Source organism: Janthinobacterium longum (genome assembly GCF_051380735.1).
Taxonomy (GTDB): domain Bacteria; phylum Pseudomonadota; class Gammaproteobacteria; order Burkholderiales; family Burkholderiaceae_D; genus Janthinobacterium.
In genome coordinates, this window is sequence record NZ_JBNYXQ010000001.1 from 877,136 (window position 1) to 889,418 (window position 12,283).

Here is a 12,283-nt window from a genome sequence, read left to right on the forward strand (position 1 = left end):
TTATGGATCTTCTAATTAAGGCGCCAGCTTGCCGGCATGCACGTGGGCCAGCAGGTCGGTCACCGAAGTCTGCATCGTGTCGGTGAACGGCGCTGGATACAGACCCATCACGAGCACGGCGATGGCCAGCACGGCAAGCATGAAGAATTCACGTTTGTTGATGTCGGTCAGTTCAGCCACATGCTTGTTCTTGATCTTGCCGAACACCACGCGCTTGGCCATCCACAGCGAGTAAGCCGCGCCCCAGATCAGTGCCGTTGCAGCCAGCAGGCCGATCCAGAAATTGAATTGCACCGCGCCCAGGATCACCATGAATTCGCCGACGAAACCGGAGGTCGCCGGCAAGCCGCAGTTGGCCATCGAGAACAGCACGAAGAAGGCAGCAAACTTCGGCATGCGGTTCACGACACCGCCGTAGTCCGCGATGTTACGGGTATGCATGCGGTCATACAGCACGCCGATGCACAGAAACATGGCGCCCGAGATAAAGCCGTGCGACACCATCTGCACGATACCGCCCTGCACCGAGATGTCGTTGAACATGAAAAAGCCCAGGGTGACGAAACCCATGTGGGCGATCGACGAGTAGGCAACCAGTTTTTTCATGTCGGTCTGTACCAGCGCTACCAGGCCGACGTAGATCACGGCGATCAGCGACAGCGCGATCATGAAGCCCGACAGGTAGTGGCTGGCGTCCGGCGTGATCGGCAGCGAGAAACGCAGGAAACCGTAGGCGCCCAGTTTCAGCATGATGGCGGCCAGCACGGCCGAACCACCGGTAGGCGCTTCGACGTGGACGTCCGGCAGCCAGGTGTGGACCGGGAACATCGGCACCTTGACGGCAAACGCCATCAGGAAGGCGATAAAGATAAAGATCTGTTCGCGCATCGACAGCTTGAAGGCATGCCATTCGAGGATGTCGAAGGTGCCGGTTTTCGAGCGCAGGTAGATGATCGCAACCAAGGTCAGCAGCGAACCGAAGAAGGTGTACAGGAAGAACTTGAACGAGGCGTACACACGGTTCGAACCACCCCAGATACCGATAATGATGTACATCGGGATCAGGGTCGCTTCAAAGAAGAAGTAGAACAGCAGGCCGTCCATGGCGCAGAACACGCCGATCATCAGGCCGGACAGGATCAGGAAGGCACCCATGTACTGGGCGATGCGCTTCTCGATCACCTGCCAGGCCGAGATCACCACGATGACCGTAATAAAGGCGGTCAGCGGCACGAACCACAGCGACAGGCCGTCGATACCGAGCGAGTACCAGATATTGAAAGTTTCTATCCAGGGAGCTTTCTCGACGAACTGCATGCCGTGCGCGGCATTGTCGAAATGCTGGATCAGCGGCAAGGTGCACAGCATGCTGAGCACCGCGCCAGCCAGCGACAGCCAGCGGGTAAAACCCGCTTTGCTGTCACGGCCGAGAGCCAGGACCAGGACGCCGCAAATGATCGGCACCCAGATCGACAGACTCAGGTAAGGAGGTAGTGTAGAAATCGTAGACTGCATCATGGTTCTCAGTATTCTTTTATCAGGTCAGCTTACTTAGCGGGCCAGAATGGCAGGAAATAGACCAGGGCAGCCAGCACGCCCAGGATCATCACGAACGCGTAGTGGTAGATGTAACCCGTCTGCAGTACACGCGACAGCGACGAGATCCAGCCAACCAGCTTGGCGCTGCCATTGACCAGCAGGCCGTCGATGAGCTTCTTGTCACCGAAGTTCCACAGGCCATTGCCCAACAGGCGGGCGCCGCCGGCAAACACGACTTCATTGAACTTGTCCATGTAGTACTTGTTGTCCAGCAGGGTGTGGATCGCATGGAACTTGGCAAAGAACCAGGCCGGTACGCGCGGATTGATCATGTAGCAGTAGTAAGCCGCAACCACACCGGACAGCGCCAGCCAGAACGGCGCCGTCGACAGGCCATGCAGCGCCATCGCGATCGCACCGTGGAACTCATGCGACAGCTCTTCCATCGCAGGATGGTTTTCGCCGACAAAGATCACGCCCTTGAAGAAGTCGCCATGCAGCATGGGGCCGATGGTGAAATAGCCGATCAGCAGCGAAGGAATCGCCAGCATCACCAGCGGGAACCAGACCACGAATGGCGATTCATGCGGCTTCTGGCCGGGGGCCAGGCCGTGGTGGGCGTGGTCGTCTTCCTCTTCCTCTTCATGATGGTCGTCATGCGCGTCGCCGTGGGCGCCATGGGCAGCTTTCGGTGCGTGATGGTCGTCATGACCGTGCGCGTGCGCCTGGCCAAAACGTTCCTTGCCGTGGAAGACCAGGAAATACATGCGGAACGAGTAGAAGGCGGTGACGAATACGCCAGCCAGCACGGCGAACTGGGCAAAGCCTGCGCCCCAGATATGGGTCGCTTCAACCGCTTCGATAATGCTGTCTTTCGAGTAGAAACCGGAGAACAGCGGCGTGCCGATCAGGGCCAGCGAACCGATCAGCGACGTGATCCAGGTGATCGGCATGTATTTGCGCAGGCCACCCATGTTGCGGATGTCCTGGTCATGGTGCATGCCGATAATCACGGAACCGGCGCCCAGGAACAGCAGTGCCTTGAAGAATGCGTGGGTCATCAGGTGGAACACGGCCACAGAGTAGGCCGACGAGCCGAGCGCCACCGTCATGTAGCCCAGCTGCGACAGGGTCGAGTAAGCCACCACGCGCTTGATGTCGTTCTGGATAATGCCCAGGAAACCCATGAACAGCGCCGTGATGGAACCGATCACCAGGATAAAGGACAGGGCCGTGTCGGACAGTTCGAACAGCGGCGACATGCGCGAGACCATGAAGATACCGGCCGTCACCATGGTTGCGGCGTGGATCAGTGCCGAGATCGGGGTAGGACCTTCCATCGAGTCAGGCAACCAGACGTGCAGCGGGAACTGTGCCGATTTGCCCATCGCGCCGATAAACAGGCAGATGCAGGCAACGGTCAGCAGGGCCCAGTCGGTACCTGGCAGTGACAGCAGCGCCAGTGCTTCTTTCTTGGCGAATACTTCCTGGTAGTTCATGGTGCCGGCGTAAGCGAGCAGCAGGCCGATACCGAGGATAAAGCCGAAGTCGCCCACGCGGTTGACCAAAAAGGCCTTCATGTTGGCCACGATGGCGGTCGGGCGCTGGTACCAGAAACCGATCAGCAGGTAGGACACCAGGCCCACTGCTTCCCAACCGAAGAACAGTTGCAGGAAGTTGTTGGCCATGACCAGCATCAGCATCGAGAACGTGAACAGCGAGATGTAGGCGAAGAAGCGGTTGTAGCCTTCGTCGTCCTTCATGTAGCCGATCGTGTAGATGTGCACCATCAGCGAGACAAAGGTGACCACGCACATCATCATCGCCGACAGCGAATCGATCTGGAAGCCCACTTCCATCTTCAGGGTACCGATCGTCATCCAGTTATAGATCGTGCCATTGAATGTCGCGCCGTCCATCACTGCCAGCAGCGTCTGCACGGACAGGATGAACGCGATCAGTACGCCCAGGATCGTCGCGGTATGCGACGTCTTGCGACCGACCAAATTACCCAGGAACTGGGTGCCAAGCAAACCTGCAATCGCGGCACCGGCCAGCGGCGCCAGCGGTACGGCAAGAAGGAGGTTAGGGTTGAGGAGTTGCCCCGCCATGATGAACCTTAATCGTTATTATTCGAGAGATCGAGTCTGAAAAACATCAGCCTTTGAGGCTGTCCAGGTCTTCGACGTTGATGGTATCCAGATTACGGAACATCACCACCAGAATAGCCAGACCGATAGCCGACTCAGCGGCGGCAACCGTCAGGATGAAGAAAACGAAGATCTGACCGGCCGCGTCACCCAGGAAATGGGAAAACGCGATGAAATTCATGTTCACCGCCAGCAGCATCAATTCGATTGCCATCAGCAATACGATGATGTTCTTGCGGTTCAGGAAAATACCGACGATCGAGATTGCGAACAGGATCGCGCCCAGGACCAGAAAATGTGTCAGCGTAAGTGTCATGGTGTCTCCTTAACTTCCGGCGCCGCAGGACGCTCGACAACCGGATCCATCTTGATAATCTTCAGGCGGTCGTTACGCTTGACGCGTACGGCATCGCCAGGAGCAAAATGCTTGGTGTCCTTGCGCTTGCGCAACGTCAATGCAACTGCGGCAACGATGGCCACCAGCAGCACGACAGCGGCGATCTCAAAGGCAAACACGTACTCGGTGTAGATCAGCAAGCCCAGTTCCTTGGTGCCGCCCAGGTTGATATTGGCCGGAGCGATGCTGGGCGAGAAGTTGCGGAAACCATGCCACAGCACGGCGGCCATTTCCAGCACGATGATCACGCCCACCGTCACGGACAAAGGCAGATAGCCCCAGAAACCTTCGCGCATGCGGTCGATATTGATATCGAGCATCATGACCACGAACAGGAACAGCACCATCACGGCGCCGACATACACCAGCACCAGCACGATGGCCAGGAATTCCGCTTGCAGCAGCATCCAGATGCCTGCGGCCGAAAAGAAGGACAGTACCAGGAACAGCACTGCGTGGACCGGATTACGGGCCGTGATGACGCGCGTCGCTGCCAGGATCAGGATCAGCGAGAAGGCGTAAAACAAAATTGTTTTAAAGTCCATAAAAAACCCAAGAGACGTACAGATGAACGAAGGGTGCGCCGCAGCCATCGGCTACGGCGCCTCCATCAGCGATAAGGTGCGTCGGCGGCGCGTGCGGCGGCGATTTCGTTTTCATAACGATCGCCCACGGCCAGCAACATCTCTTTCGTGTAATACAAATCGCCGCGTTTCTCGCCGTGGTATTCCAGCACGTGCGTTTCGACGATCGAATCGACCGGGCAGGATTCTTCGCAGAAACCGCAGAAGATGCACTTGGTCAAATCGATATCGTAGCGCGTGGTACGGCGTGAACCGTCGTCACGCTGCTCCGATTCGATCGTGATGGCCATCGCCGGGCAAACTGCTTCGCACAGTTTGCAGGCGATGCAACGTTCTTCGCCGTTCGGGTAGCGGCGCAGCGCGTGCAAGCCACGAAAGCGCGGCGAGATCGGTGTCTTCTCTTCCGGGAATTGCACCGTGATCTTGCGCGAAAACATGTACTTGCCAGTCAGCGCCATGCCCTTGATCAGCTCGCCTAACAGGAGGCTGCTGAAAAAATCTTTTACCTTATCCATTCGTATGCACTCTCTTACTTCCAAATATTCCAGGATGTCTGCATCCAGGCAGCGACGAAGACCAGGTAGACCAGCGTCAGCGGGATAAATACTTTCCAACCGAGGCGCATGATCTGATCATAGCGGTAGCGGGGGAAAGTACCACGCACCCAGACGAACAGCGAAACGATAAAGAAGGTTTTTGCAAACAGCCAGAAGAAGCCGCCGAAACCACCCCAGAACTCGAGGAAGCCGAACGGTGCAGACCAGCCGCCCAGGAACATGATCGAAGCCAGGGCGCCGATCAGTATCATGTTGGCGTATTCGGCCAGCATGAACATGGCGTAAGCCATGCCCGAATATTCGACCATGTGGCCGGCCACGATTTCCGACTCGCCCTCGACCACGTCGAACGGGTGGCGGTTCGCCTCAGCCAGGCCGGAAACCAGGTATATCACGAACATCGGCAGCAGCGGCAGCCAGTTCCACGACAGGAAATTTACGCCCTTGTCGGCAAAGTAGCCGATCTGCTGGCCGCCGACGATGTCGATGAAGTTCAGGCTGCCCGACACCATCAGCACGATTACCATCACGAAACCCATCGGGATTTCATACGAGATCATCTGTGCCGAAGCGCGCATCGCGCCCATGAACGAGTACTTCGAGTTCGACGCCCAGCCGGCGATGATGATGCCGTAGACTTCCATCGAGGTAATCGCCAGCAGCAGCAGCAGGCCGGCGTTGACATTGGCCAGCACCGCTTCCGGGCCGAATGGCACGACCGACCAGGCGGCCAGGGCCGGCATGATGGTCATGATAGGACCGATCACGAACAGGCCTTTGGCGGCCTTTGACGGGATGATAATCTCTTTGAACAAGAGTTTGAGCGCATCGGCGATCGGCTGTAGCAGGCCCAGGGGCCCCACGCGGTTCGGACCGACACGAATCTGGATCCAGCCGATCAGCTTGCGTTCCCACAGGGTGGCGTAAGCAACCAGGCCCATCAGCGGCAACAGCACGCACAGGATCTTGATCAGGGTCCAGAAGAACGGCCAGGTCACGCCCAGCAAGTTCTGGCCGCCGGTATTGATGACGTTTACAAATTCAGGCAGCGCCATCAGATGTTCCCCTCTGCTGTTTCAACTGTGATGTCACCGAACATGCCACCCAGGCGAGCGGTCGAGGCATGCGCCGCCGACACTTTCACCACATTGGCTGGCAAGCCGGCATGGATGGCCGCCACCAGGATGGCACTGCCGGAACCCTGCGCGACCTTGACCTTGTCGCCGGCCTTGATACCCAGCTGGCTGGCCAGTGCTGGCGACAGATGGGCTTGCGGCGCAGCGCCGTCGGCCGTGCGCAGCAAAGGCTCGGAGCGGCGTACCAGCGCGTCGGCGAAATAGATCGGCACGTCGGCGATGCGTTGCAGCGCAGGTGAAGCTGGTGCGTAGCTGGCCGCTGCCGGGGCATTTTTTGCGATATTGTTCAGCTGAGCCGACAGGTCGGTCACGCCAACGCCAAACGCTTCGTCGCGGATCGCTTCCGAGGTGTCGTAGTCGAAACCTGGCAGGCCGAGGATATTGCCCAGCACGCGCAGCACTTTCCACGCCGGACGGGTTTCCGCCAGCGGTTTCACGGTGCCGTTGAAGCTTTGCGCGCGGCCTTCGCAGTTCACGAACGTACCCGAGGTTTCGGCGAACGGCGCGATCGGCAGCAGCACATCGGCGTAATCCATGCCGTGCTTGAAGGCCGACATGGCAACCACCATGTCGGCGCCGTCGAGCGCAGCGCGGGCTGCCTGAGGATTGGCAGCATCGAGTTCCGGCTCGGCGTGCAGCAGCACGTAGGCTTTTTTCGGCACCGCAAACGCGGCTTGCACATTTGTGCGCGGCTTGGCGACCAGGTGCGCACCAACCGTGTTGGCCGCTTCCGTCAGGTAACCGAGCGTGGCGCCGGTCTGTTCGGCGATCCATTGCGCGGCAGCGTGCAGTTGCGACGCTTGCGGGTGCTGCGTTGCCGCGTTACCCAGCAAGATGGCGCCATGGTCGCCGGCCATCAGGCTGGCGGCGATATTGACGGCCACGTCCGACGCGTTGATTGCGTCGAAACCGGCAGGTGCGGCGATGTCCTTGGCTTTCGCCACGGCAACCACCACTTCCGACAAGGCGGCCAGCCAGTCGCTCGGCGCGACTATCATCTTGTTGGCGATATTGATCAGTTGCTCATCGTCGGACGCGTGCAGGATCGACAGCTTGGCGCCGCTCTTGACCGAAGCGCGCAGACGCGTGGCCAGCAGCGGATGGTCCTTGCGCAGGAAGGAGCCGATAACGAAGGCGCGCTTGATCTGGCCAAATTCGCTGATCGGCATGCCCAGCCATGGTTTGACATTGGCGTCGAGCGCGAAGTCGGTCTGGCGCAGGCGGAAGTCGACGTGCTCGGAACCGAGACCGTTGACGACTTTTTGCAGCAGCACCAGTTCTTCCACGGTCGAATGCGGCGTGGCCAGCGCGGCGATGGCGTCGGCGCCATGCTCGTGCTTGATGTTTTTCAGGCCGTGCGCCACGTATTCCAGCGCGGTTTGCCAATCGACTTCTTTCCACTCGTTGCCCTGCTTCAGCATGGGCGAAGTCAGGCGTTCGGCACTGTCCAGCGCTTCATACGAGAAACGGTCCTTGTCCGAGATCCAGCATTCGTTGACAGCTTCGTTTTCCAGCGGCAGCACGCGCTTGACCTTGCCAGCTTTCACTTGCACGATCAGGTTGGCGCCCAGGCCGTCATGCGGGCTGACCGATTTGCGGCGCGACAGTTCCCAGGTACGGGCGCTGTAGCGGAACGGTTTCGAGGTCAGGGCACCAACCGGGCACAGGTCGATCATGTTGCCCGACAGTTCGGAGTCGACCGTCTGGCCCACAAAGGAGACGATTTCCGAATGTTCGCCGCGGCCGATCATTCCCAGTTCCATCACGCCGGCCACTTCCTGGCCAAAGCGTACGCAGCGGGTGCACTGGATGCAGCGCGCCATCTCTTGCATCGACACCAGCGGGCCGGCTTCCTTCGGCTTGACGACGCGCTTGTCTTCCTTATAGCGCGATTCGCTTTTGCCGTAGCCGACTGCCAGATCCTGCAACTGGCATTCGCCGCCCTGATCGCAGATAGGGCAATCGAGCGGGTGGTTAATCAACAGGAATTCCATCACCGACTTCTGTGCCTGCACAGCTTTATCGCTGGCGGAGCGCACGATCATGCCGGCGCTGACCGGGGTCGCGCAAGCGGGCAAAGGCTTCGGCGCCTTTTCCACTTCGACCAGGCACATGCGGCAGTTCGCTGCGATCGACAATTTCTTGTGATAGCAGAAGTGCGGAATGTAAGTTCCCAATTTGTTGGCGGCGTCCATCACCATGCTACCAGCAGGGACTTCGACTTTTTTGCCGTCTATTTCGATTTCAACCATGGTGATCGTTACCTGACGCAGCTTAGATGTAAGCGGGCACTAAGCAATGCTTGTGCTCGACATGATATTCAAATTCTTCACGGAAATTCTTAATGAAGGCCCTTACCGGCATGGCAGCAGCATCGCCCAGCGCGCAAATGGTGCGGCCCTGGATGTTGTCGGCGATCGAGTTGAGCATGTCCAGGTCGTCTGGACGACCCTGCCCCTGCTCGATGCGGTGCACCATGCGGTACATCCAGCCAGTGCCTTCACGGCAAGGCGTACACTGGCCGCACGATTCCTCGAAGTAAAAGTACGACAGGCGTTCCAGCGCCTTGACCATGCAGCGTGTTTCGTCCATCACGATGACGGCGCCCGAACCCAACATCGAACCGGCTTTGGCGATCGAGTCGTAGTCCAGATCGGTCTGCATCATGATGTCGCCGCGGATGACTGGCGCAGACGAGCCACCAGGAATCACGGCCTTGATCTTCTTGCCACCACGCATGCCGCCTGCCAGTTCCAGCAGCTTGGCAAACGGCGTGCCGAGCGGCACTTCGTAGTTGCCCGGCAATTCCACGTCACCCGAGATCGAAAAGATCTTCGAGCCGCCGTTGTTCGGCTTGCCCATCGCCAAGTATTTCTCTGGACCGATGTTCAGCACGAACGGCACGGCCGCAAAGGTTTCCGTGTTGTTGATGGTGGTCGGCTTGCCATACAGGCCAAACGAGGCCGGGAAAGGCGGCTTGAAGCGTGGCTGGCCTTTCTTGCCTTCCAGCGACTCGAGCAAGGCAGTTTCTTCGCCGCAGATATAGGCGCCATAACCATGGTGCGCATGCAACTGGAACGAGAATTCGCTGCCCATGATCTTGTCTCCCAGGAAGCCGGCGGCGCGCGCCTCTTCCAGCGCTTCTTCGAAACGCAGGTATTCCTGGAAGATCTCGCCGTGGATATAGTTGTAACCCACGGTGATGCCCATCGCATAAGCGCCGATGGCCATGCCTTCGATCAGGGCATGGGGATTGTAACGGATGATGTCGCGGTCCTTGAAGGTGCCCGGCTCGCCTTCATCTGTATTGCAGACGAGGTATTTCTGGCCCGGAAACTGGCGTGGCATGAAGCTCCATTTCAGGCCGGTAGGAAAACCCGCGCCGCCACGGCCGCGCAACGACGAAGCCTTGAGGTCGGCGATGATCTGTTCCGGCGTGATCTTCTCTTCCAGGATGCGGCGCAGGGCCGAATAGCCACCGCGGTTCACATAATCTTGCAAATGCCAGTTTTTGCCATCCAGATCCTTCAGGATCAATGGATCGATATGGCGATTGTGGAGTGACGTCATTTCTTGAGTTCCTCCAGCATGGCGTCGATCTTCTCGTTCGACATCCAGCTGCACATGGTTTTATTACTGACCAGCAGGACAGGCGCATCGCCGCAAGCGCCCATGCACTCGCCTTCGACCAGCGTGAACTGGCCGTCCGGGGTGGTTTCGCGGAAATCAATGCCCAGCTTCTGCTTCAGGTACTCGGCTGCGCGTACACCGCCCGACAGCGCGCATGGCAGGTTGGTGCACACGGTGATCTTGTGCTTGCCGACCGGTTTCACGTTGTACATATTGTAGAACGTCGCAACTTCCTGCACGGCAATGGCCGGCATGCCGATATAGTCTGCCAGTTCCTTCATGGTTTCCGGCGCCAGCCAGCCCAGTTCATCCTGGGCATGGGCCAGCGCGGCCATCACGGCCGACTGGCGCTGGTCGGCCGGATACTTGGCCAGCTCGCGGTCGATTTTTTTATAGCACTGCTCTGATAACAACATACTTTTTGCCTCTTAGCGGTCAATACTGCCGAACACGATGTCTTGCGTACCGATGATGGTCACGGCGTCGGCAATCATGTGTCCACGCGCCATTTCGTCGAGCGACTGCAAATGGGCATAGTCGGGTGCGCGCAGTTTCATGCGGTACGGCTTGTTGGCACCATCGGACACCAGGTAAATGCCGAACTCGCCTTTCGGGTGTTCGACCGCGCTGTAGGCTTCGCCCGGCGGCACGTGGAATCCTTCGGTAAACAGCTTGAAGTGGTGAATCAACGATTCCATGTTGGTCTTCATGTCGACCCGGCCCGGAGGCGCCACCTTGCGGTTGCTGGTCATCACGGGACCCGGATTGTTGCGCAGCCACTCGACGCACTGCTTGATGATGCGGTTCGACTGGCGCAGCTCTTCCACGCGCACCAGGTAGCGGTCATAGCAATCGCCGTTGGTGCCAACTGGAATGTCGAAGTCCATCAGGTCGTACACTTCGTACGGCTGCTGCTTGCGCAAGTCCCACTGCACGCCAGAACCGCGCAGCATGGCGCCGGTAAAGCCCATGGCCAGCGCATCTTCCGGGGAGACCACGCCGATGCCGACGGTCCGTTGCTTCCAGATTCGATTATCGGTCAACAGCGTTTCGTATTCGTCGACATAGGTCGGGAAACGGCGCGTGAAGTCTTCGATGAAGTCCAGCAGGGAGCCCTGGCGGTTTTCGTTCAGCTTGGCAATCGCCTTGGCGTTGCGGATGATCGAGGCCTTGTGCTGCGGCATGGCGTCAGGCAGGTCGCGATACACGCCGCCCGGACGGTAGTAGGCCGCGTGCATGCGCGCGCCCGACACCGCTTCGTAGCAGTCGAACAGGTCTTCGCGATCGCGGAAGCAGTACAGGAACGGGCCCATGGCGCCGACGTCAAGCGCGTGCGCGCCGAGCCACATCAGGTGGTTCAGCACGCGGGTGATTTCGTCGAACATCACGCGGATGTATTGCGCACGCAGCGGCACTTCCAGGCCCAGCAGCTTTTCGATCGCCATCACATAGGCGTGTTCATTGCACATCATCGACACATAGTCGAGACGGTCCATGTACGGCACCGATTGCAGATAGGTCTTCTGTTCGGCCAGCTTTTCGGTGGCGCGGTGCAGCAGGCCGATATGGGGGTCGGCGCGCTGGATGACTTCGCCATCGAGCTCGAGCACCAGGCGCAGCACGCCGTGCGCTGCCGGGTGCTGCGGCCCAAAGTTCAGGGTGTAATTCTTAATCTCAGCCATTATTTCATCCCGTAATGTTCTTCGCGGATCACGCGCGGCACGTTTTCCCGCGGCTCGATCGTCACGGGCTGGTAAATCACGCGCTTCTGTTCCGGGTCATAGCGCATCTCGACATAGCCGGAGACCGGGAAGTCCTTGCGGAACGGATGGCCGATGAAACCGTAGTCGGTCAGGATGCGGCGCAAGTCGTTATGACCTTCGAACAAGATGCCCAGCAGGTCAAACGCTTCGCGCTCGTACCAGTTGACCGAACGCCAGATGCCGATCACGGACGGCAGCAGCGGCATGTCGTCGTCTGGTGCGAATACGCGCACGCGCACGCGCCAGTTGTGCTTGACCGACAGCAAATGCGAAACGGCCGCAAAACGCAGCCCATCCCAGCTACCGTCGCCATAGGTCGAATAGTCAACGCCGCACAGGTCGAGCAGTTGCTCGAAATGCAGGGTCGGATCGTCGCGCAAGGTTTGCATCACGGCCAGGTAATCCTCGGCCTTGACCACCATCGTCACTTCGCCCAGCGCAACACTGATGCTGGCGCGTTCGCCCAGGGCAGTGCCGAGGGCGTTTTGCAATACTTCTAAATGTGTTGTCATAATCTGAAGCGGCCC

The 12,283-nt window shown here is 58.8% G+C and carries 11 protein-coding genes; all 11 read right to left on the reverse strand.

The features are described 5' to 3' along the window. Positions 1 to 15: 15 nt before the first annotated feature. The 11 genes from ACQ4WM_RS03980 to ACQ4WM_RS04030 all read right to left on the reverse strand — a co-directional run bounded on the left by ACQ4WM_RS03980 (position 16) and on the right by ACQ4WM_RS04030 (position 12,268). The gene (locus ACQ4WM_RS03980) at positions 16 to 1,518 is read right to left on the reverse strand and encodes an NADH-quinone oxidoreductase subunit M (RefSeq protein WP_436545404.1); all 1,503 of its coding nucleotides are present in this window, start codon (positions 1,516 to 1,518) and stop codon (positions 16 to 18) included. 29 nt (positions 1,519 to 1,547) lie between these two features. Beyond that, positions 1,548 to 3,650 carry an NADH-quinone oxidoreductase subunit L gene (nuoL, locus tag ACQ4WM_RS03985; protein WP_436545405.1) on the reverse strand — a complete coding sequence of 701 codons (2,103 nt, stop codon included), beginning with the start codon at positions 3,648 to 3,650 and terminating at the stop codon, positions 1,548 to 1,550. A 46-nt stretch (positions 3,651 to 3,696) separates the two neighbouring features. After that, on the reverse strand, positions 3,697 to 4,005 hold the full coding sequence (gene nuoK, locus ACQ4WM_RS03990) for an NADH-quinone oxidoreductase subunit NuoK (RefSeq protein WP_065310662.1): 309 nt from the start codon (positions 4,003 to 4,005) through the stop codon (positions 3,697 to 3,699). Beyond that, positions 4,002 to 4,631: an NADH-quinone oxidoreductase subunit J gene (locus ACQ4WM_RS03995; protein WP_065310661.1), complete on the reverse strand. Its 630-nt coding sequence runs from the start codon at positions 4,629 to 4,631 to the stop codon at positions 4,002 to 4,004. The genes nuoK and ACQ4WM_RS03995 overlap by 4 nt, the downstream gene beginning before the upstream one ends. Positions 4,632 to 4,696: 65 nt before the next feature. Next, a complete protein-coding gene (gene nuoI / locus ACQ4WM_RS04000; protein WP_065310660.1) occupies positions 4,697 to 5,185 on the reverse strand; it encodes an NADH-quinone oxidoreductase subunit NuoI in 489 nt (162 codons plus the stop codon). Positions 5,186 to 5,199: 14 nt separating this feature from the next. Beyond that, the gene (nuoH, locus tag ACQ4WM_RS04005) at positions 5,200 to 6,282 is read right to left on the reverse strand and encodes an NADH-quinone oxidoreductase subunit NuoH (protein WP_312434382.1); all 1,083 of its coding nucleotides are present in this window, start codon (positions 6,280 to 6,282) and stop codon (positions 5,200 to 5,202) included. Then, positions 6,282 to 8,615 (reverse strand): NADH-quinone oxidoreductase subunit NuoG, encoded by a 2,334-nt coding sequence (gene nuoG, locus ACQ4WM_RS04010; RefSeq protein WP_436545406.1) that lies wholly within the window; start codon positions 8,613 to 8,615, stop codon positions 6,282 to 6,284. The genes nuoH and nuoG overlap by 1 nt, the downstream gene beginning before the upstream one ends. A 22-nt stretch (positions 8,616 to 8,637) precedes the next feature. After that, on the reverse strand, positions 8,638 to 9,933 hold the full coding sequence (gene nuoF / locus ACQ4WM_RS04015) for an NADH-quinone oxidoreductase subunit NuoF (protein ID WP_312434384.1): 1,296 nt from the start codon (positions 9,931 to 9,933) through the stop codon (positions 8,638 to 8,640). Continuing rightward, a complete protein-coding gene (gene nuoE / locus ACQ4WM_RS04020) occupies positions 9,930 to 10,409 on the reverse strand; it encodes an NADH-quinone oxidoreductase subunit NuoE (protein ID WP_076567078.1) in 480 nt (159 codons plus the stop codon). The genes nuoF and nuoE overlap by 4 nt, the downstream gene beginning before the upstream one ends. Before the next feature lie 12 nt (positions 10,410 to 10,421). Then, the gene (locus ACQ4WM_RS04025; RefSeq protein WP_065310655.1) at positions 10,422 to 11,675 is read right to left on the reverse strand and encodes an NADH-quinone oxidoreductase subunit D; all 1,254 of its coding nucleotides are present in this window, start codon (positions 11,673 to 11,675) and stop codon (positions 10,422 to 10,424) included. Further along, positions 11,675 to 12,268 (reverse strand): NADH-quinone oxidoreductase subunit C, encoded by a 594-nt coding sequence (locus ACQ4WM_RS04030; protein WP_436545407.1) that lies wholly within the window; start codon positions 12,266 to 12,268, stop codon positions 11,675 to 11,677. The genes ACQ4WM_RS04025 and ACQ4WM_RS04030 overlap by 1 nt, the downstream gene beginning before the upstream one ends. Between the last annotated feature and the right edge of the window lie 15 nt (positions 12,269 to 12,283).

Coding starts and splice junctions, on each gene's coding strand:
- ACQ4WM_RS03995 (WP_065310661.1), bottom strand. CDS start 4,631: ATGGACTTTAAAACAATTTTGTTTTACGCCTTCTCGCTGATCCTGATC.
- nuoK (WP_065310662.1), bottom strand. CDS start 4,005: ATGACACTTACGCTGACACATTTTCTGGTCCTGGGCGCGATCCTGTTC.
- nuoL (WP_436545405.1), bottom strand. CDS start 3,650: ATGGCGGGGCAACTCCTCAACCCTAACCTCCTTCTTGCCGTACCGCTG.
- nuoG (WP_436545406.1), bottom strand. CDS start 8,615: ATGGTTGAAATCGAAATAGACGGCAAAAAAGTCGAAGTCCCTGCTGGT.
- nuoF (WP_312434384.1), bottom strand. CDS start 9,933: ATGACGTCACTCCACAATCGCCATATCGATCCATTGATCCTGAAGGAT.
- nuoI (WP_065310660.1), bottom strand. CDS start 5,185: ATGGATAAGGTAAAAGATTTTTTCAGCAGCCTCCTGTTAGGCGAGCTG.
- ACQ4WM_RS03980 (WP_436545404.1), bottom strand. CDS start 1,518: ATGATGCAGTCTACGATTTCTACACTACCTCCTTACCTGAGTCTGTCG.
- ACQ4WM_RS04030 (WP_436545407.1), bottom strand. CDS start 12,268: ATGACAACACATTTAGAAGTATTGCAAAACGCCCTCGGCACTGCCCTG.
- nuoH (WP_312434382.1), bottom strand. CDS start 6,282: ATGGCGCTGCCTGAATTTGTAAACGTCATCAATACCGGCGGCCAGAAC.
- ACQ4WM_RS04025 (WP_065310655.1), bottom strand. CDS start 11,675: ATGGCTGAGATTAAGAATTACACCCTGAACTTTGGGCCGCAGCACCCG.
- nuoE (WP_076567078.1), bottom strand. CDS start 10,409: ATGTTGTTATCAGAGCAGTGCTATAAAAAAATCGACCGCGAGCTGGCC.